Raw genomic sequence first — 19,700 nt, 5'->3', positions numbered from 1 at the left:
ACAGCCACCCTTGGTGCCGTGGGGCCCGGCAACTGCCTGGCCCCGCGGTTTCGGTCATTCCGACCGAATCAGCCGACGCGGCGCAATGCGCCCGTCTTCGCTCACTTCACCGATACCGATGAAGCGTGCATTGTGATCCTGTACCCGGACCATGCCAAATTGTGGCGCGTCCGGCGCGCGTACCGCCTGCCCATGCAGCCAGTAGAACGCACTGTGTTCGGACAGGCACACCAGCGGCCAGTCCTGCAGGCCGCTGTCCGAGGGCATGAGGAAGCGGTCGAGCGCTTCGTTGCCGCCTTCGGCGTGGGCCTGTTCGAGTTCCTCGAGGGTGACCGTCTGTGCCAGCGCGAAAGGCCCGGCCTGGGTCCTGCGCAGCTCGGCGACATAGGCGCCGCAGCCAAGGGCCTCGCCGATATCCTCCACCAGGGTACGGATATAGGTGCCTTTGCTGCATCCTACGCTCAACCGTGCACGGGTGCCTTCGCACTCGAGCAACTCCAAGCGGCCAATAGTAACAGAACGCGCCTCGCGCTCCACTACCTCTCCTGCACGTGCCAGCTTGTACAGCGGCTGGCCGTCACGCTTGAGCGCCGAGTACATCGGCGGTATCTGGCTGATCTGGCCACGAAAACGCGGCAGCAGGGCCTCGATGTCGGCGCGACCAACGGTCACCTCGCGGGTCTGCAGCACCTCACCTTCGGCATCACCGGTGTTGGTAGTCTGCCCCATCTGCATGACCGTTTCGTAGCCCTTGTCGGAATCGAGCAGGTACTGCGAAAACTTGGTCGCTTCGCCGAAGCACAGCGGCAACACGCCGGTTGCCAGCGGGTCGAGGCTGCCGGTATGGCCGGCTTTTTCCGCATTGAGCAGCCAGCGCACCTTTTGCAGGGCGGCGTTGGAGGTGAAGCCCAGCGGCTTGTCGAGCAGGATGATGCCGCTGACGTTGCGGCGGATACGTTTGACCTGGGCCACCGCTTACTCCTCGGCGTCCGGCTTGTCGGCATCCTTGTGCAGACGGTCTTCGGCGACCGCGCGCTCGATCAGTGCCGACAGGTGGACACCGCGGCTGACGCTTTCGTCGAAGTGGAAATGCAGTTGCGGCACGCTGCGCAGCTGCATCGAGCGGCCCAGGTGCAGGCGCAGGAAGCTGGCGGCGCTGTTCAGGGCCTTGAGCGACTGCTGCACTGCGTCTGGCGTTTCTTCGCCCATGACGGTGATGAAGACCTTGGCATGGCCTAGGTCGCGGCTGACATCCACAGCGGTGATGGTGACCAGACCGACGCGGGGGTCCTTGACTTCACGGCGGATCAGCTCGGCCAGCTCGCGCTGCATCTGATCACCGATACGTTGGGTACGGCTGTATTCTTTGGCCATTCTTGCTACCTGTAACTTAAAGCGGCAAACGCCCGGTCAGGCTGATGCCTGACCGGGCGCTACCTACTGAGGCACTGCCCACCGCCCTGCGGCGGGGGCTGGCGCCCTGCTCACCCTTAAAGGGTACGAGCAACCTGGACTTTCTCGAAGACTTCGATCTTGTCGCCGACCTTGACGTCGTTGTAGCTCTTCACGCCAATACCGCACTCCATGCCGTTACGCACTTCGGAGGCGTCGTCCTTGAAGCGACGCAGCGACTCCAGTTCACCTTCGAAGATCACAACGTCTTCGCGCAGTACGCGGATCGGACGGTTGCGGTACACGGTACCCTCGATGACCATACAGCCAGCGATGGCGCCGAACTTCGGCGAACGGAACACGTCACGTACTTCGGCGACACCCAGGATGTTCTCGCGAACATCGCTGCCGAGCATGCCGGTCAGGGCCTTCTTGACGTCTTCGATGATGTCGTAGATCACGTTGTAGTAACGCATATCCAGACCTTCCTGCTCGACGATCTTGCGCGCGCCGGCATCGGCACGCACGTTGAAGCCGAACAGTACTGCATTCGAAGCCAGCGCCAGGTTGGCGTCGCTCTCGGTGATACCACCGACGCCGCCACCGATCACGCGTACCTGAACTTCGTCGTTGCCCAGGCCCGACAGCGAACCCTGCAGTGCTTCCAGGGAACCACGCACGTCGGTCTTGAGGACGATGTTGAGGGTCTTCTTCTCTTCCTGACCCATGGTCTCGAAGATGTTTTCCAGCTTGCCGGCGTGAGCACGGGCCAGCTTGACCTCGCGGTACTTGCCTTGACGGAACAGGGCAACCTCACGGGCCTTCTTCTCGTCGGCAACCACGGACAGCTCGTCACCGGCTTCCGGGGTACCGTCCAGGCCGAGGATCTCGACCGGGATCGACGGGCCGGCTTCCTTCACAGGCTTGCCGTTCTCGTCGAGCATGGCGCGCACGCGGCCATAGTTGGAACCGCACAGGACCATGTCGCCCTGACGCAGGGTACCGTCCTGAACCAGGATGGTCGCCACCGGGCCACGGCCCTTGTCCAGGCGCGATTCGACAACCACGCCACGACCTGGAGCGGTCGGGGTAGCGGTCAGCTCGAGGATCTCGGCCTGTAGCAGGACAGCTTCGAGCAGTTCGTCGACGCCGGTACCCATCTTCGCCGAAACCTTGACGAACGGAGTGTCACCACCCCAGTCCTCGGAGGTCACGCCTTCGACGGCCAGCTCGTTGCGGATGCGATCGATATCGGCACCCGGCTTGTCGATCTTGTTCACCGCAACCACCAGCGGAACGCCAGCTGCCTTGGCATGCTGAACGGCTTCGCGGGTTTGCGGCATCACGCCGTCGTCCGCCGCCACCACCAGGATGACGATGTCGGTAGCCTTGGCACCACGGGCACGCATTGCGGTGAACGCAGCGTGGCCTGGGGTATCGAGGAAGGTGACCATGCCGCGGTCGGTTTCCACGTGGTAGGCACCGATGTGCTGGGTAATACCACCGGCTTCGCCAGCGGCAACCTTGGCACGACGGATGTAGTCGAGCAGCGAGGTCTTGCCGTGGTCAACGTGACCCATGACGGTAACGACCGGCGCACGCGATTCGACTTCACCTTCGAACTTCAGCGATTCGGCCAGGGAGTCTTCCAGGGCGGTATCGCTGACCAGGGTCACTTTGTGGCCCAGTTCTTCGGCGACCAGCTGAGCGGTTTCCTGGTCGAGCACCTGGTTGATGGTGACCGGGGTACCCAGCTTGAACATGAACTTGACCACTTCAGCGGCCTTGACCGACATCTGTTGGGCCAGTTCCGAGACGGTGATGGTCTCGCCGATGGTCACGTCACGGATGACTGGACCGGTCGGGTTCTGGAAGCCGTGCTGGTTGCGCTTCTTCAGCTTGCTCTTGCCACCGCGGCCACGGCGTACGCCATCGCTCTCTTCATCGGTGGTGCGCGGTGCGGCACGAGGAGTCGGAGCCTTTTCCTTCTCCTTGACCTTGACCTTGATCGACACGCGCGGGGCCTCGCCACGACGCTCGCCACCACGACGGTCTTCGTCACGGGTGCGGCCTTCGTTGCGACGGGCTTCGTCCTTCTTGCGCTCGGCAGCACGGGCTGCGGCGTCTTCGGACGCCGGGGCGTCGGCAACTACCGGGGCCGGGGCAGCGGCAGGCGCCGCCTCTGGCTTGGCGGCAGGCGCAGGGGCTGCAGCAGCGGTATCGGCGGCCTGACGGCGAGCCTGCTCTTCGTTGCGCTGGCGAACTTCGGCCTCGACCTTCTCGCGAGCGGCATTTTCAGCCGCGCGGCGCTCATCCAGTTCACGCTTCTGCTCAGCCTGGATTTCTTCCGGGCTGCGCTGCACGAATACTTTCTTCTTGCGTACTTCTACGCTGATGCTCTTGCTACCGGCGACACGCAGGGTGCTGGTGGTTTTGCGCTGCAAGGTAATCTTGCGCGGTTCTTCCGCCTTGCTCTTGTGGCTGCTCTTCAAATGAGTCAGCAAGGTCTGCTTCTCATTGTCGGTCACTACCTGACCGGCGTCGGTGTGCGGCAGACCTGCCTCACGCATCTGCTGCAGCAGGCGCTCTACCGGTGCCTCGACCTCTTGGGCCAGTTCTTTCACCGTGACTTGCGTCATGCACTTCTCTCCTCAGGCCGCGCCTAATTACTCGAACCAGTGGGCTCGGGCGGCCATGATCAACTTGCCGGCACGCTCTTCGTCGATGCCGTCGATGTCGAGCAGATCGTCGATCGACTGCTCGGCCAGGTCTTCGCGGTTAACCACGCCGCGCACCGCCAGTTCCGCCGCCAGGTCCTTGTCCATGCCCTCGAGGGAGAGCAGGTCGTCAGCCGGATGGGCGTCTGCCAGTTTTTCTTCGGTAGCGATGGCCTTGGTCAACAAACGGTCCTTGGCTCGAGCGCGGAGCTCGTTGACGATATCTTCGTCAAAGCCATCGATGTTGAGCATTTCTTCCAACGGTACGTAGGCAATTTCTTCGAGGCTGGTGAAGCCTTCGTCGACCAGCACTTGGGCCAGCTCCTCGTCGACTTCCAGTTCATCGATGAAATTGCGCAGGATGTCACCGGTTTCGGCCTGCTGCTTGGCCTGGATGTCCTTCTCGGTCATCACGTTCAGGGTCCAGCCGGTCAGCTGACTGGCCAGGCGAACGTTCTGACCGCCACGACCAATGGCCTGGGCCAGGTTGTCCTCGGCAACGGCGATGTCCATGGCATGGGCATCTTCATCAACGATGATCGCCGCGACTTCAGCCGGCGACATGGCGTTGATGACAAACTGCGCCGGGTTATCGTCCCACAGGACGATATCCACACGCTCACCACCCAGCTCCCCGGATACGGCCTGGACGCGCGAACCACGCATGCCGATGCAGGCGCCTTGCGGGTCGATGCGCTTGTCCTTGGAGCGGACGGCGATCTTGGCTCGCGAACCCGGATCACGGGAGGCAGCCATGACTTCGATGAGGCCTTCGGCAATTTCCGGCACTTCGATGCGGAAAAGCTCGATCAGCATCTGTGGCGCGGTGCGCGACAGGATCAGCTGAGGGCCACGGTTCTCGGTGCGAATTTCCTTGAGCAGCGCACGCAGGCGCACGCCAACACGGAAGGTCTCACGCGGAATGATGTCTTCGCGGGCCAGCAGGGCCTCTGCGTTGTTGCCCAGGTCAACGATGACGTTGTCGCGGGTAACCTTTTTGACGGTACCGGAGATGATCTCGCCAACGCGCTCGCGGTAGGCATCGACCACCTGGGCACGCTCGGCCTCACGGACCTTCTGCACGATGACCTGCTTGGCGGTCTGGGCGGCGATACGACCGAACTCGATGGACTCGATCTTCTCTTCGATCACGTCACCGACCTTGGCTTCAGGGTGGGTTTCGTGAATCTTGCTCAACCAGGTCTCGATCGCCGGATCATCAAGATCGGCTTCGTCGACCACGGTCCAGCGACGGAAGGTCTCGTAGCTACCGGTGTGGCGGTTGATTTCCACACGCAGGTCGACTTCGTCCTCAAAACGTTTTTTGGTTGCAGTGGCCAGTGCCACTTCCAGCGCTTCGAAAATGACGCCGGGCGGTACACCTTTTTCGTTGGATACCGATTCAACAACCAGCAGTACTTCTTTGCTCATCGTACGCCTCGCCTTGCGCAAGCCATTGGGCCCGGATAGTCCGCCGGGCCCGGCACGTCTCAGTCAAAACTGGGAATAATATTGGCCTTGTCGATCGAGTCGATCGGCAACAGGAACTCTTGATTGTCCACCTGGACCACCACATCCTGCTCCTCCACACCGCGGAGAAGGCCCTGGAAGTTACGACGACCCTCGAAGGGTGAGCGCAGCTTGATCTTCACTTGTTCGCCGGCATGCGAGGCAAACTGTTCCAGAGTGAACAGTGGGCGATCCATGCCTGGAGAAGACACCTCGAGGGTGTATTCACTGCTGATTGGATCTTCCACATCGAGAATTGCGCTGGCCTGACGGCTGACCGCTTCGCAGTCGTCCACCAGGATGCCGCCTTCCTTGTCGATGTAGATGCGCAGTACCGAATGCTTACCCTGGGAAACGTATTCGATCCCCCAGCATTGATAGCCCAGACCCTCGACAACCGGGGCCAACAAGGCCTGCAACTGTTCTAGCTTGCTCGACACCTGAACCCCCTCGTGCATGCTGTGCAAATAAAAAATGGGCGAAGCGCCCATCCCTGAAAGCGCCGTTGGACAACGACGCCGAAAACTGTTCGGTTAGCAAAAAGCCCCTGAAAAGGGGCTCCGCTGAAGCTGGTTGCGGGGGCTGGATTTGAACCAACGACCTTCGGGTTATGAGCCCGACGAGCTACCAAGCTGCTCCACCCCGCGACAAAGCTGGGGCAAAAGTATAAGACCGAACCCTCCTGAGGGTCAAATCCGAACCTTCACCTGCAAGAAAGCCCGCTAAAGCGGGCTCTCAAGCTTTAATTGGTACCGAGAAGGGGACTCGAACCCCTACACCCTATGGGCACAACCACCTCAAGGTTGCGTGTCTACCAATTCCACCACCTCGGCAATACTACTACTTGAAACCCGTTACTTCTGCTCTTGTGCTGGAGGAGGTACATCACCCGTATTAGGAGTGGTTTCGCTCTTCTGCTGCTGGAGCACCGGTACATCATCATTAACTGCCGGTTTCTGCGGCTCTTTCACTTCTAGCACTGCTGGATCTGGAAGACCTGCTTGGCTAAGCTGGTGAGCTTGTTGCTTCGCGAAGTATCCTAACCCAAGTGCTGTCAAAAAGAAAGTGGCAGCGAGTATAGCAGTTAATTTACTCAGGAACGTTGCAGAGCCCTGGCTCCCGAACACGGTATTTGAAGCACCCGCGCCGAAAGATGCACCTGCTTCCGCACCTTTACCCTGTTGCAACAGAACCAGCACTACAAGCGACAGCGCTGCCAACAGATGAAAAACAACGATGACTGTTTCCAGCATTTGTTCAGTTTCCTGCGGCGCGACAAATTGCACCGAATTCGTCTGCGTTCAGGGAAGCTCCACCAATGAGCCCCCCATCGATATCCGGCATGCCGAACAGTTCGGCCGCATTGGCCGCCTTCACGCTGCCGCCGTAGAGCAACTGCACCTTCGCAGCCACTTCAGCATCTTCTGCCGCCAGCTGGCCGCGGATGGCTGCATGCACATCCTGGGCCTGCTGTGGCGTGGCCGTAAGGCCAGTGCCAATGGCCCATACAGGCTCATAGGCAATTACTGCATTGGCAAAAGCCTTAACACCGAATGCCTCGATGATACTGCTTAGTTGACGCCCGACAACTTCGAGCGTTTTGCCGGCCTCGCGCTCTTCAAGGGTTTCCCCGATGCAAAGCACTGGCTTCAAACCTTTGGCTTGGGCCGCTGCAAACTTGCGATTGAGCACTTCGTCGGTTTCACCAATGATCTGGCGACGCTCCGAATGGCCAATCAACACCAACTTGCAGCCTGCTTCAACCAGCTGTTCCGGAGCAACTTCTCCGGTCAGCGCACCCTGTTCGGGTTGTACTGCAGAATTCTGTGCGCCGACAGTAATTTCCTTGCCTGCCAGGCCATCGATCACTTGATTGATGAACAAGGCCGGTGGAAACACCGCGACTTCCACTCCGCTCGGCAAGGCCAGATTTCTCAAGCCTTCGGTCAGCTCAGCGACGCTAGCGCGGGTACCGTGCATCTTCCAGTTACCAGCTACCATAGGGCGACGCATGCTTTACCTCGTCGGTCAAAGTGGGCGCAGATAGTACCCAACCCTATCTGCGCTGGCAAGCGCCTTCAGACACAAACTTCGCCGACCAGTTTGGCCAACGCTTCTGCGTGCGCACGCACCTGGCTTTCGTCCTCGCCCTCGACCATCACCCGCACCAACGGCTCGGTACCGGATTTGCGCAGCAGCACGCGGCCGCGGCCGGCCAAGGCCTCGGTCACCTTGGCACTGGCTTCCTTGACCTCCGGGTGCTCCAGCGGGTCGACCTTGCTGGCGCCATAGCGCACATTGATCAGCACCTGCGGGCACTTGCGCAGGGCCTGACGAGCCTGGGCCAGGGTTTCGCCACGACGTTTGAGTGCCATCAGCACCTGCAGCGCAGCGATGATCGCGTCACCAGTGGTGGTGTGATTGCAGCACACGACGTGCCCAGAGTTTTCACCACCGACCAGCCACTCACGCTCCAGCAGCTCGGCCATGACATAACGGTCACCGACCTTGGCCCGCACGAACGGGATATCCAGCTCCTTCAGCGCAAGCTCCAGGCCCAGGTTACTCATCAGCGTGCCCACTACCCCGCCCTGCAGCTTGCCCCGCTCCTGCATATCGCGGGCGATAATGAACAGCAGTTCGTCACCATCGACGATGGCGCCGGTGTGGTCGACCATCAGCACGCGGTCGCCATCACCGTCGAAGGCGATGCCCAGGTCGGCATGACCGACCAGCACGGCAGCCTGCAGCGATTCGATGTGAGTCGAACCACAGCCTTCGTTGATGTTCAGGCCGTCGGGCTGGGCATGCAGCACGGTCACGTCGGCACCCAGCTCGCGGAACACGCTTGGCGCGACCTTGTAGGTGGCGCCATGGGCGCAATCGACCACCAGCTTGAGGCCGTCGAAGCTGGTGCTGCTCGGCACGCTGCTCTTGCAGAACTCGATGTAGCGGCCGGCGGCATCGTTGATGCGCGAAACCTTGCCCAGCTTGCCCGACTCGACAACGGTCATCGGCTGGTCGAGCAATTCCTCGATCATCAGCTCGACTTCGTCCGGCAGCTTGGTCCCCTGGCCCGAGAAGAACTTGATGCCGTTGTCATCGTGCGGGTTGTGCGAGGCGCTGATGACGATGCCGGCTTCGGCGTGGAAGGTACGCGTCAGGTAGGCGATGGCCGGCGTAGGCATCGGCCCGAGCAGCATCACGTCGGCACCTGCCGCGGACAGGCCGGCTTCGAGTGCGGACTCGAACATGTAGCCGGAAATACGCGTGTCCTTGCCAACCAGCACCCGGCAGTGGCCTTGCTTGCGGAAGGCCATGCCGGCCGCCCAACCAAGCTTCAGCATGAAGTCAGGCGTGATCGGGTATTCGCCGACACGGCCACGAATGCCGTCGGTACCAAAGTATTTTCTGCTCATAGGGACTCCAATGTTCTTATTCGGCGTTTTGCACCGCAGCGATCATGCGCACCACATCAACGGTTTCGGCCACGTCATGGACACGAAGGATGCTCGCCCCCTTGGTCATGGCCAACGCCGCTAGCGCGAGGCTGCCGTACAACCGCTCGCCGACCGGACGTTCCAGCGTCAGGCCGATCATGCTCTTGCGTGAAACACCCACCAGCAGCGGGCGCCCAAGGCGATAGAGCGCTTCCATATGCTTGAACAGGCTCAGGTTGTGCGCCAGTGTCTTGGCGAAACCGAAGCCCGGATCAAGGATGATTCTGTTTGCGTCGATGCCCGCCGCAGCGCAGGCGGCCATTCGCTGCTCAAGGTAACGCGTAACGTCGGCGGTCACATCTTCGTAATGTGGGTCGTCCTGCATGTTACCCGGCTCGCCGCGCATGTGCATGAGGCATACCGGCAGGCCGGTATCCGCGGCAGCGTCCAGGGCGCCATCGCGCTCCAGGGCTCGCACGTCGTTGATCAGCCCGGCACCGAGGCGCGCCGATTCACGCATGACCGCCGGGGTGGAGGTATCGACCGAGATGACCACATCGAGGCGGCTGTTGATCGCCTCGACCATGGGGGCTACCCGCTCCAGCTCCTCGGTCACCGATACCGCGCGCGCGCCCGGACGCGTGGACTCGCCGCCGATGTCGATCAGCGTGGCGCCTGCGGTAACCATCGCTTCGGCATGACGCAACGCCTCGTCGCGCTGGTTGAAGCGCCCGCCATCGGAGAAGGAATCAGGGGTGATATTGAGAATACCCATGACATGGGTACGCGACAAATCAAGAACCCGGTTGCCGCAAGGCAACCGGGTCGGGTACTGCGCTGAGCTCATAGATGCCCTTAGTGTTGAGCCGCTGGACCGCCGATCGGCGATTCCGGGCGATCACCCTGGGCTGCAGGCTTGCCCGAAGCCGAGTCATCATCCCAGTCGCGCGGTTCGCGGGGGGTACGGCCGGCCATGATATCGTCAATCTGCTCGGCGTCGATGGTCTCGTACTTCATCAGCGCTTCGGCCATGGCATCGAGCTTGTCACGGTTGTCGGTGAGCAACTGCTTGGCCGTGGCGTAGCACTGGTCGATGATGCTGCGCACTTCCGAGTCGATCAGCTTGGCGGTTTCGCCGGAAACGCTGGCGTGCTGGCTGGCAGCACTGCGGCCCAGGAACACCTCGCCTTCTTCCTCGGCGTACATCAGCGGGCCGAGTTTTTCGGAAAGGCCCCACTTGGTCACCATGTTTCGGGCGATCTGGCTGGCACGCATGATGTCGTTGGACGCGCCGGTAGTGACACCGTCGAAGCCCAGGGTCATTTCTTCGGCAATACGGCCGCCGTACAGCGAACAGATCTGGCTGATCAGTGCGCGCTTGGACAGGCTGTAGCGGTCTTCTTCCGGCAGGAACATGGTCACGCCCAGGGCACGACCGCGCGGAATGATCGAAACCTTGTAGACCGGATCGTGCTCAGGCACCAGGCGACCGACAATGGCGTGGCCAGCCTCGTGATAGGCAGTGTTCTGCTTCTCTTTCTCGGACATGACCATGGTCTTGCGCTCGGCGCCCATCATGATCTTGTCCTTGGCCAGCTCGAACTCTTTCATTTCGACCAGGCGCTTGTTGGCGCGCGCGGCAAACAGCGAGGCCTCGTTGACCAGGTTGGCCAGGTCTGCACCGGAGAAGCCAGGGGTACCACGGGCAATGACCGCCGGGTTGACGTTCTCGCCGACCGGCACCTTGCGCATGTGCACCTTGAGGATCTGCTCGCGACCACGAATGTCCGGCAGGCCAACCACCACCTGGCGGTCGAAGCGGCCGGGGCGCAGCAGAGCCGGGTCGAGCACGTCCGGACGGTTGGTAGCGGCGATGACGATGATGCCATCGTTCATTTCGAAGCCGTCCATCTCCACCAGCAACTGGTTGAGGGTTTGCTCACGCTCGTCGTGACCGCCACCCATGCCGGCGCCACGGTGGCGACCAACGGCGTCGATCTCGTCGATGAAGATGATGCACGGGGCGTGCTTCTTGGCCTGCTCGAACATGTCGCGCACACGGCTGGCACCGACACCGACGAACATTTCCACGAAGTCCGAACCGGAGATGGTGAAGAACGGCACCTTCGCCTCGCCGGCGATGGCCTTGGCAAGCAAGGTCTTACCGGTACCGGGCGGGCCGACCATCAGCACGCCACGCGGGATACGGCCGCCCAGGCGCTGGAACTTGCCCGGGTCGCGCAGGAACTCGACCAGCTCGCCAACCTCTTCCTTGGCTTCGTCGCAACCTGCAACGTCGGCCAGGGTGGTCTTGACCTGGTCTTCGGACAGCAGGCGCGCCTTGCTCTTGCCGAAGCTCATCGGCCCGCCCTTGCCGCCCGCGCCGCCCTGCATCTGGCGCATGAAGAACATGAACACGGCGATGATCACCAGGATCGGGAAGCTCGCCACCAGCAGCTGGGTCCAGATGCTCTGCTGCTCAGGCTGCTTGCCTTCGACGATGACGTGGTTGTCGACCAGGTCGCCGATCAGGCCGTTGTCGGTAATGGCCGGGCGAACGGTCTTGAAATTGTCGCCGTCGGCGCGCTTGCCGGTAATGATGTAGCCGTCGACGGTCACACGCTCGACCTTGCCATCCTTGACCTGCTGGATGAAGTCGGAATAGTTGAGGGTCTGCGGCTCGTTAGGGCTGGAGAAGTTGTTCATCACTGTCACCAGGACAGCTGCGATGATCAACCACAGGATCAGATTCTTTGCCATGTCGTTCAATTCGCTACCCTCTGAGGTCGGCGCACGACGCAGCCGTTCCTCGCATGATATTCATCGCCCTAACTTACTACATTACCTACGCAGCCGCAGGCACCGTCTGTAACCCTTTGTGAAAGCTAGACTACACGAAGTTCGGACGATCCTGACGCAGCGGCCGATTGGAAATAACTATCGGCCACCACGCTTCACGCCTTTCATGCCCCTTTGAAACCCCTGCCCAGCAGGTACTGCTCGCGGGAACGGTCACGCGACGACGACGGCTTGCGCATCTGTACCTTGTCGAACTTGCTGCGCACGTCCTTGAGGTACACGTCAAAACCTTCGCCCTGGAAAATCTTGATCAGGAAATCGCCGCCGGGCTTTAGCACGCGGGTTGCCAGATCGAGGGCCAGCTCGCAGAGGAACATGGCACGCGGCATGTCCACCGCAGGCGTACCACTCATATTGGGGGCCATGTCGGAAATCACAAGGTCCACGTGCGAATCGCCGACGGCCTCGAGAATGCGCTGCAGCACTTCATCATGGGTGAAATCGCCCTGGATGAAGGTCACATCGGGGATCGAGTCCATCTCCAGGATGTCGGAAGCGATCAGGCGGCCCTGGCCACCAATCAGACGACTGGTCACCTGCGACCAGCCACCAGGAGCCGCGCCGAGGTCGATCACGCTCATGCCTGGGCGGATCAGCCGGTCCTTTTCCTGGATCTCCAGCAATTTGTAGCTCGCACGCGAACGGTAGCCATCCTTTTGTGCCTGTTTCACAAAAGGATCGTTGAAATGCTCTCGCAGCCAGTTTGCGCTGCTTTTGGAACGTTGTACCACGGGGCACCTCGATGATATGCGTCGTGATTGACTGGGCGGAGCCGGTGGCCCTCGGGTAAAATGCCGGTCAATTTTACAGAATCAGACGGAAAGGGTCAGATTATGCCGCTCAATAACGAGCAGAAGAAGCAATACAAGTCCATTGGTCATGACCTGAAGCCGGTCCTGATCGTTGCTGGCAACGGTTTGAATGAAGGCGTCATCGCCGAACTGGAGCGCGCCCTGGTCGACCATGAGCTGATCAAGGTCGAAATTCGCTCGGAAGACCGCGAAGAGCGGGCCGAGACCATTGCCGAACTGTGCAAGGCCGGCCGTGCCGAACTGGTGCAGACCATTGGCAAGAAAGCCCTGATCTACCGCAAGAACCCACAGCCGAACAAGCAGCTGTCCAATATCCACCGTTACAAGTAACGGCACGGGGGCTGCTGCGCAGCCCATCGCCGGCAAGCCAGCTCCCACAGGTACGGCGCATGGCCTGAATTCGATGCGGTCGGTGTGGGAGCCGGCTTGCCGGCGATGGGCCGCAAAGCGGCCCCAGCGATCTCGAGCCGTTTAGCGGCGCACCTTGACCGGAACCGGCTGGGCCACCAGCACGATGCCGGAAAAGCCCAGCACCAGGAAACAGAGCAGCTGCCAGCGCTCGCCAACGGAAATACCGTAGCGCAAGGTGTAATACCCCACGCATGCACCGAAGCCGAGCAACAGCATCTGGCCACGGAACTGCTGCCACCAGGCTGACAGGCCGTCCACCCTTGCCAGCACCGCCAGCTGGGTCAACAAGCCAAGCAGCGCCACACCGATCAACCAGCGGTCGATCTGCCCGGCGATATCCTGCACCAGCAGCGGCGCCAGGCCACTGACCTTGAGCGCGGGCACCAGCCCCACGTGAAACACCCACAAGCCACCGACCCAGAAAACCTGGGCCAGCTGCCAGAGGATCCCCTCGAGGGATGGCGCCCGCAGGCGCCGGTCAGATGTGCTTGACTTCGACAATCTCGTACTCGACCGTCCCGCTAGGCGTCTTGACGACGACAGTATCACCTTCTTCCTTGCCGATGATGGCACGGGCAATCGGCGCACCGCTCGAGAGCTTGCCCTGCTTCACGTCAGCTTCATCCTCGCCGACGATCTGGTAGGACACCTCTTCATCGGTTTCGGTGTTGGCCAGCACCACGGTGGTACCGAAAATCACCTTGCCGGTGTGAGGGATGGTGGTCACATCGATCACCACCGAGTTCTGCAGGCGGCCTTCGATATCGCGGATACGCGCCTCGACCATGCCCTGCTCTTCACGGGCGGCATGGTATTCGGCGTTTTCCTTGAGGTCGCCCAGTTCGCGCGCTTCGCCGATGGCCTGGCTCAGGCGCGGGCGCTCGGTCTTGCTCAGGAACAGGTGCTCCTCTTCCAGGGCGCGAGCGCCCTGGACGGTCATCGGGTACTTGGTAATGCTCATGCTTTCAGTCCTGCATGCAGATCCTGCAGGCGACGAACGGTCTTTTCCGGACCGAATTTCAGCGCCTCGCAGATGGCTTCACCGGCCGCAATGGTAGTGGTGCAGTAAATCTTGTGCTGCAGCGCATTGCGACGAATCGAGTAGGAATCGGCGATCGACTGGCGGCCTTCGGTGGTGTTGATGATCAACGACACTTCGTCGTTCTTGATCATGTCGACCACGTGCGGGCGACCTTCGGTCACCTTGTTCACACGGCGCACTTTCAGGCCAGCCGCTTCGATAACCTTGGCAGTGCCGGCAGTTGCAACCACTTCGAAGCCCAGGGCGATCAGGTCGCGGGCAACGCCAGCCACTTGCGGCTTGTCGTCGTCACGCACGCTGATGAAGGCGGTACCGCCGGTCGGCAGCACTTCGCTGGCACCCATCTGGGCCTTGGCGAAGGCTTCACCGAAGCTGTCACCGACACCCATGACTTCACCGGTCGATTTCATCTCAGGGCCGAGGATCGGGTCAACCCCCGGGAACTTGGCGAACGGGAAGACGGCTTCCTTGACGCTGTAGAAGTTCGGGATGATTTCCTGGGTGAAGCCCAGCTCTTTGAGGGTTTTGCCGGCCATGACGCGGGCTGCGATCATCGCCAGGGAGGTGCCGATGCACTTGGAGACGAACGGCACGGTACGCGAAGCACGCGGGTTGACTTCGATCACGTAGATCTTGTCGCCCTGCAGGGCAAGCTGCACGTTCATCAGGCCGACCACGCCCAGCTCCAGGGCCATTTTCTTGACCTGTACGCGGACTTCGTCCTGCACTTCCTTGCTCAGCGAGTAAGGTGGCAGCGAGCACGCCGAGTCACCGGAGTGAACGCCGGCCTGTTCGATGTGCTGCATGATCGCGCCGATCACCACGTCGGTGCCGTCGCACACCGCATCCACATCCATCTCGATGGCGCAGTTGAGGAAGTGGTCGAGCAGTACCGGGCTGTCGTTGGACACCTGTACGGCTTCACGCAGGTAGCGCTTGAGCTCGTCCAGTTCGTAGACGATTTCCATGGCACGGCCGCCCAGCACGTACGACGGGCGCACTACCAGCGGGTAGCCGATGCCGCCAGCGGCGCTGATGGCTTCTTCTTCGCTGCGCACGGTGGCGTTTGGCGGCTGCAGCAGGTTCAGACGCTGAACCATCTGCTGGAAGCGCTCGCGGTCTTCGGCGCGGTCGATGGCGTCAGGGCTGGTACCGATGATCGGTACGCCGGCTTCTTCCAGGGCGCGGGCCAGTTTCAGCGGGGTCTGGCCGCCGTAGTGGACGATCACGCCTTTCGGCTTCTCGACGCGGCACACTTCCAGCACGTCTTCCAGGGTCAGCGGCTCGAAGTACAGGCGGTCGGAGGTGTCGTAGTCGGTGGAGACGGTTTCCGGGTTGCAGTTGACCATGATGGTCTCGTAACCGTCTTCACGCAGCGCCAGTGCGGCGTGTACGCAGCAGTAGTCGAACTCGATACCCTGGCCGATACGGTTAGGGCCGCCACCCAGGATCATGATCTTGTCGCGGGTCGACGGGTTGGCCTCGCACTCTTCCTCGTAGGTGGAGTACAGGTAGGCGGTGTCGGTGGCGAACTCGGCAGCGCAGGTGTCGACGCGCTTGTACACCGGGAACACTTCCAGCTTGTGGCGGTGACGGCGCAGGTTCTTGTCGGTGATACCCAGCAGCTTGGCCAGGCGCTGGTCGGAGAAGCCCTTGCGCTTGAGGCGCAGCATGTAGTCCTTGTCGATCGACGACAGGGCCAGGGTCTTGACCTTTTCTTCTTCCTTGATCAGGTCTTCCATCTGCACCAGGAACCACATATCGATGCCGGTCAGGTCGAAGATCTGCTCGCAGGTCATGCCGGCACGCATGGCGTCGGCCACGTACCAGATTCGCTCGGCGCCCGGTACGGTCAGCTCGCGCTTGAGGATGCTGCTGGCTTCAGGGTTGGCCAGGTCGACTTTCGGGTCGAGGCCGCAGGCGCCGACTTCCAGGCCGCGCAGGGCTTTCTGCAGGGACTCCTGGAAGGTACGGCCGATGGCCATGACTTCACCCACGGACTTCATCTGGGTGGTCAGGCGGGCGTCGGCTTTCGGGAATTTCTCGAAGGCGAAACGCGGCAGCTTGGTGACGACGTAGTCGATCGACGGCTCGAAGGACGCCGGGGTGCGGCCGCCGGTGATGTCGTTCTGCAGTTCGTCGAGGGTATAGCCGACAGCCAGCTTGGCAGCGATCTTGGCGATCGGGAAGCCGGTGGCCTTGGAAGCCAGCGCCGAGGAACGCGAAACGCGCGGGTTCATCTCGATCACGACCATGCGGCCAGTGTTCGGGCAGATACCGAACTGCACGTTGGAACCGCCGGTTTCCACACCGATTTCACGCAGCACCGCCAGCGAGGCGTTGCGCATGATCTGGTATTCCTTGTCGGTCAGGGTCTGTGCCGGGGCAACGGTGATCGAGTCACCGGTGTGCACGCCCATCGGGTCGAAGTTCTCGATCGAGCAGACGATGATGCAGTTGTCCTTCTTGTCGCGGACCACCTCCATCTCGTATTCCTTCCAACCGATCAGCGATTCGTCGATCAGCAGTTCCTTGGTCGGCGACAGGTCCAGGCCACGGGCGCAGATTTCTTCGAATTCTTCACGGTTGTAGGCGATACCACCACCGGTGCCGCCCATGGTGAACGACGGACGGATGATGCACGGGAAGCCCAGGCGCTCGAGGACGGCGTTGGCTTCTTCCATGCTGTGGGCGATACCGGAGCGCGGGCACTCCAGGCCGATGTCCTTCATCGCCTTGTCGAAGCGCGAGCGGTCTTCGGCCTTGTCGATGGTGTCGGCGTTGGCACCGATCATTTCCACGCCGAACTTTTCCAGAACGCCGTGGCGCTCCAGGTCCAGGGCGCAGTTCAGTGCAGTCTGGCCACCCATGGTCGGCAGCAGTGCGTCCGGGCGCTCTTTCTCGATGATCTTGGCCACCGACTGCCACTTGATCGGCTCGATGTAGGTGGCGTCGGCCATGGCCGGGTCGGTCATGATGGTGGCCGGGTTGGAGTTCACCAGGATGACGCGGAAACCTTCCTCGCGCAGGGCCTTACAAGCCTGGGCGCCGGAGTAGTCGAATTCGCAGGCCTGGCCGATCACGATCGGGCCAGCGCCGAGAATCAGGATGCTTTTGATGTCTGTACGTTTTGGCATGGTTGTCACTCAAATCCGGGGTCAGTCGGCAAGCCGCTTTGAACAATCTGGGTCAGGCGCTTCCGGGCGCGGCGCAAGCCGGCCCGGGGCCTTGAAGCAGGATGCTCAGCGGCGCTTGGCCATGGCATCGATGAAACGATCGAACAGTGGCGCGACGTCGGTCGGGCCTGGGCTCGCTTCAGGGTGGCCCTGGAAGCTGAACGCGCTCTTGTCGGTACGCTCGATACCCTGCAGGGTGCCGTCGAACAGCGACTTGTGGATGGCGCGGACGTTGCCCGGCAGGGTGGCCTCGTCAACGGCAAAGCCGTGGTTCTGGCTGGTGATCATGACCACACCGGTGTCCAGGTCCTGGACCGGGTGGTTGGCACCGTGGTGGCCGTGGCCCATTTTCACGGTCTTGGCACCAGAAGCCAGGGCCAGCAGCTGGTGGCCCAGGCAGATGCCGAATACCGGGATCTCGGTCTCGAGGATGTCCTTGATCGCCTGGATGGCGTAGTCGCACGGCTCGGGGTCGCCAGGGCCGTTGGACAGGAACACGCCGTCCGGGTTGAGTGCCAGCACTTCGCTGGCCGGGGTCTGGGCCGGCACCACGGTCACGCGGCAGCCACGGGCAACCAGCATGCGCAGGATGTTCAGCTTGACGCCGTAGTCGAAGGCGACCACATGGTAAGGCAGGTCAGCGGCTTCGATGGTCGGGTGGCTGTCGGTCTTCAGCTCCCACACGCTGGAGCGCCACTCGTAGCGTTCCTTGGTAGAAACGACCTTGGCCAGGTCCATGCCCTTCAGGCCCGGGAAGGCGCGGGCAGCGGCGATGGCGGCTTCTTCGCTGATGTTGTCACCGGCGAGGATGCAACCGTTCTGAGCGCCCTTTTCACGCAGGATTCGGGTCAGGCGACGGGTGTCGATGCCAGCGATGGCGACGACGTTGTTGGCCTTGAGGTACTCAGGCAGCGACTGGGTGTTACGCCAGTTGCTGGCCAGCAGCGGCAGGTCACGGATGACCAGGCCAGCGGACCAGACGCGGTTCGACTCGGCGTCTTCCGGGGTAGTACCGGTGTTGCCGATGTGCGGGTAGGTCAGGGTAACGATTTGCTGCGCGTAGGAAGGGTCTGTAAGGATTTCCTGGTAGCCGGTCATAGCGGTGTTGAATACCACCTCACCAACGGTCTGACCGTCGGCACCGATAGCTTCACCGCGGAAAATACTGCCGTCGGCAAGGGCGAGTATGGCTGGCTTTGTCAAGAAGACCTCCCGTAAATCAAGCATGAAAGGGCGATCGCAGGTTGCAAAAAAGCGGAGTGACGTATGGACACGTCACCCCGCTTTCATGTGCTGAATTCAATTCGCTGCGCGCTTTTAGTGGACACACTAAAGCTGTAGCTTACAGAAAAGTGCGTTTTCGGTCTACCGCGGATGTGCCTCTAAAACACATCAATGCGACAGGCTGACATCTGTGCTGGCTTCTTCGCGGGCTTGCCCGCTCCCACAAGGCTCCACAAACCTCAAGGCTTGCGCTATCCCTGTGGGAGCGGGCAAGCCCGCGAAGAAGCCAACACAACTCCAACTGCTTAACGCAGCTCGAGCACATCCTGCATGTCGTACAGGCCAGGCTCACGCCCGTCCAGCCACAGCGCCGCACGCACGGCGCCCTTGGCGAAGGTCATGCGGCTGGAAGCCTTGTGGGTAATCTCGACGCGCTCGCCTTCGGCGGCGAACAGCACGGTATGGTCACCCACCACATCACCGGCACGCACGGTGGCGAAGCCGATGGTCTGACGCTCACGCGCACCGGTCTGCCCTTCACGGCCATACACGGCCACTTCCTGCAGGTTGCGACCCAGCGCCTGGGCAACCACTTCACCCATGCGCAGCGCGGTGCCCGACGGCGCATCGACCTTGTGCCGGTGGTGCGCTTCGAGGATTTCGATATCCACATCGTCACCCAGCACGCGCGCCGCGGTATCCAGCAGCTTCAGGCACAGGTTGACGCCGACGCTGAAGTTGGCGGCGAAGACGATCGGGATTTCCTTGCCGGCTTCGGCCAGCTGCTGCTTCTCTTCTGGAGTGAAGCCAGTGGTGCCGATGACCATGGCCTTGCCCGCCTTGCGGCAGAACGCCAGGTTCTTCAGGGTTACCGAAGGGTGGGTGAAGTCGATCAGCACGTCGAACTCATCGACCACCTTGCTCAGGTCGTCGGAAATCGGCACACCAATACGGCCCAGGGCCGCCAGCTCACCAGCATCAGCCCCTACCAGCGAGCTGTCCGGGCGGTCGATCGCCGCCGTCAGCCCCGCCTGGGGAGCCTGCTGCTGCACGGCTTCGACGAGGGTCTTGCCCATCCGCCCTGCCGCGCCCATCACTGCAATACGTCGCATAGCCAT

General features: G+C 61.5%; 17 protein-coding genes and 2 tRNA genes. 1 reads left to right on the top strand and 18 read right to left on the bottom strand.

Going from position 1 to position 19,700, the window contains the following annotated elements; genetic code table 11:
• Positions 1–54: 54 nt before the first annotated feature.
• The 13 genes from truB to rlmE all read right to left on the bottom strand — a co-directional run bounded on the left by truB (position 55) and on the right by rlmE (position 12,648).
• Positions 55–972 (bottom strand): tRNA pseudouridine(55) synthase TruB, encoded by a 918-nt coding sequence (gene truB / locus CAG44_RS20000; protein WP_013974284.1) that lies wholly within the window; start codon positions 970–972, stop codon positions 55–57.
• A gap of 3 nt (positions 973–975) precedes the next feature.
• A complete protein-coding gene (rbfA, locus tag CAG44_RS19995; RefSeq protein WP_025340699.1) occupies positions 976–1,374 on the bottom strand; it encodes a 30S ribosome-binding factor RbfA in 399 nt (132 codons plus the stop codon).
• Positions 1,375–1,490: 116 nt separating this feature from the next.
• A complete protein-coding gene (gene infB / locus CAG44_RS19990) occupies positions 1,491–4,031 on the bottom strand; it encodes a translation initiation factor IF-2 (RefSeq protein WP_025340700.1) in 2,541 nt (846 codons plus the stop codon).
• 27 nt (positions 4,032–4,058) lie between these two features.
• On the bottom strand, positions 4,059–5,540 hold the full coding sequence (gene nusA / locus CAG44_RS19985) for a transcription termination factor NusA (RefSeq protein ID WP_003258062.1): 1,482 nt from the start codon (positions 5,538–5,540) through the stop codon (positions 4,059–4,061).
• Between the two features lie 59 nt (positions 5,541–5,599).
• Positions 5,600–6,058: a ribosome maturation factor RimP gene (gene rimP / locus CAG44_RS19980; RefSeq protein WP_003249960.1), complete on the bottom strand. Its 459-nt coding sequence runs from the start codon at positions 6,056–6,058 to the stop codon at positions 5,600–5,602.
• 130 nt (positions 6,059–6,188) lie between these two features.
• A tRNA-Met gene (locus CAG44_RS19975) sits at positions 6,189–6,265 on the bottom strand.
• Between the two features lie 100 nt (positions 6,266–6,365).
• Positions 6,366–6,451, bottom strand: a tRNA-Leu gene (locus tag CAG44_RS19970).
• Between the two features lie 21 nt (positions 6,452–6,472).
• Positions 6,473–6,871, bottom strand: a complete 399-nt coding sequence (gene secG / locus CAG44_RS19965; protein ID WP_015271857.1) for a preprotein translocase subunit SecG — start codon at positions 6,869–6,871, stop codon at positions 6,473–6,475.
• A gap of 4 nt (positions 6,872–6,875) precedes the next feature.
• Positions 6,876–7,631, bottom strand: a complete 756-nt coding sequence (tpiA, locus tag CAG44_RS19960) for a triose-phosphate isomerase (RefSeq protein WP_025340701.1) — start codon at positions 7,629–7,631, stop codon at positions 6,876–6,878.
• Positions 7,632–7,696: 65 nt separating this feature from the next.
• Complete coding sequence (gene glmM, locus CAG44_RS19955; RefSeq protein ID WP_085692849.1) at positions 7,697–9,037, bottom strand: phosphoglucosamine mutase; 1,341 nt, start codon at positions 9,035–9,037, stop codon at positions 7,697–7,699.
• 16 nt (positions 9,038–9,053) lie between these two features.
• On the bottom strand, positions 9,054–9,905 hold the full coding sequence (folP, locus tag CAG44_RS19950) for a dihydropteroate synthase (RefSeq protein WP_085692848.1): 852 nt from the start codon (positions 9,903–9,905) through the stop codon (positions 9,054–9,056).
• 8 nt (positions 9,906–9,913) lie between these two features.
• On the bottom strand, positions 9,914–11,818 hold the full coding sequence (ftsH, locus tag CAG44_RS19945) for an ATP-dependent zinc metalloprotease FtsH (protein WP_025340704.1): 1,905 nt from the start codon (positions 11,816–11,818) through the stop codon (positions 9,914–9,916).
• Positions 11,819–12,021: 203 nt separating this feature from the next.
• A complete protein-coding gene (rlmE, locus tag CAG44_RS19940) occupies positions 12,022–12,648 on the bottom strand; it encodes a 23S rRNA (uridine(2552)-2'-O)-methyltransferase RlmE (protein ID WP_025340705.1) in 627 nt (208 codons plus the stop codon).
• Positions 12,649–12,750: 102 nt separating this feature from the next.
• Here rlmE and yhbY point away from each other — a divergent pair, with 102 nt between their 5' ends.
• Positions 12,751–13,059 (top strand): ribosome assembly RNA-binding protein YhbY, encoded by a 309-nt coding sequence (yhbY, locus tag CAG44_RS19935; RefSeq protein WP_003249945.1) that lies wholly within the window; start codon positions 12,751–12,753, stop codon positions 13,057–13,059.
• Between the two features lie 141 nt (positions 13,060–13,200).
• Here yhbY and CAG44_RS19930 read toward each other — a convergent pair whose 3' ends face one another.
• From CAG44_RS19930 to dapB, 5 genes are all read right to left on the bottom strand, one after another.
• Positions 13,201–13,641, bottom strand: coding sequence for a hypothetical protein (locus CAG44_RS19930; protein WP_049798463.1), 441 nt, complete (start codon positions 13,639–13,641; stop codon positions 13,201–13,203).
• On the bottom strand, positions 13,619–14,101 hold the full coding sequence (gene greA / locus CAG44_RS19925; protein ID WP_013974292.1) for a transcription elongation factor GreA: 483 nt from the start codon (positions 14,099–14,101) through the stop codon (positions 13,619–13,621). Before greA ends, CAG44_RS19930 begins: the two co-directional genes overlap by 23 nt.
• Entirely contained in the window at positions 14,098–17,319 is a 3,222-nt protein-coding gene (gene carB / locus CAG44_RS19920) for a carbamoyl-phosphate synthase large subunit (RefSeq protein ID WP_015271865.1), read from the bottom strand. Before carB ends, greA begins: the two co-directional genes overlap by 4 nt.
• 105 nt (positions 17,320–17,424) lie before the next feature.
• Positions 17,425–18,561, bottom strand: coding sequence for a glutamine-hydrolyzing carbamoyl-phosphate synthase small subunit (carA, locus tag CAG44_RS19915; protein ID WP_025340706.1), 1,137 nt, complete (start codon positions 18,559–18,561; stop codon positions 17,425–17,427).
• A 326-nt stretch (positions 18,562–18,887) separates the two neighbouring features.
• Positions 18,888–19,694: a 4-hydroxy-tetrahydrodipicolinate reductase gene (gene dapB, locus CAG44_RS19910; RefSeq protein WP_013974295.1), complete on the bottom strand. Its 807-nt coding sequence runs from the start codon at positions 19,692–19,694 to the stop codon at positions 18,888–18,890.
• Positions 19,695–19,700: the final 6 nt, after the last annotated feature.

The organism is Pseudomonas sp. B13(2017), assembly GCF_002113245.1.
GTDB lineage: Bacteria > Pseudomonadota > Gammaproteobacteria > Pseudomonadales > Pseudomonadaceae > Aquipseudomonas > Aquipseudomonas putida_Z.
This window is presented reverse-complemented; position numbering and strand designations above follow the sequence as displayed.

Coding starts and splice junctions, on each gene's coding strand:
- rbfA (WP_025340699.1), bottom strand. CDS start 1,374: ATGGCCAAAGAATACAGCCGTACCCAACGTATCGGTGATCAGATGCAG.
- infB (WP_025340700.1), bottom strand. CDS start 4,031: ATGACGCAAGTCACGGTGAAAGAACTGGCCCAAGAGGTCGAGGCACCG.
- nusA (WP_003258062.1), bottom strand. CDS start 5,540: ATGAGCAAAGAAGTACTGCTGGTTGTTGAATCGGTATCCAACGAAAAA.
- secG (WP_015271857.1), bottom strand. CDS start 6,871: ATGCTGGAAACAGTCATCGTTGTTTTTCATCTGTTGGCAGCGCTGTCG.
- tpiA (WP_025340701.1), bottom strand. CDS start 7,631: ATGCGTCGCCCTATGGTAGCTGGTAACTGGAAGATGCACGGTACCCGC.
- glmM (WP_085692849.1), bottom strand. CDS start 9,037: ATGAGCAGAAAATACTTTGGTACCGACGGCATTCGTGGCCGTGTCGGC.
- folP (WP_085692848.1), bottom strand. CDS start 9,905: ATGAGCTCAGCGCAGTACCCGACCCGGTTGCCTTGCGGCAACCGGGTT.
- ftsH (WP_025340704.1), bottom strand. CDS start 11,818: ATGGCAAAGAATCTGATCCTGTGGTTGATCATCGCAGCTGTCCTGGTG.
- yhbY (WP_003249945.1), top strand. CDS start 12,751: ATGCCGCTCAATAACGAGCAGAAGAAGCAATACAAGTCCATTGGTCAT.
- greA (WP_013974292.1), bottom strand. CDS start 14,101: ATGAGCATTACCAAGTACCCGATGACCGTCCAGGGCGCTCGCGCCCTG.
- carB (WP_015271865.1), bottom strand. CDS start 17,319: ATGCCAAAACGTACAGACATCAAAAGCATCCTGATTCTCGGCGCTGGC.
- dapB (WP_013974295.1), bottom strand. CDS start 19,694: ATGCGACGTATTGCAGTGATGGGCGCGGCAGGGCGGATGGGCAAGACC.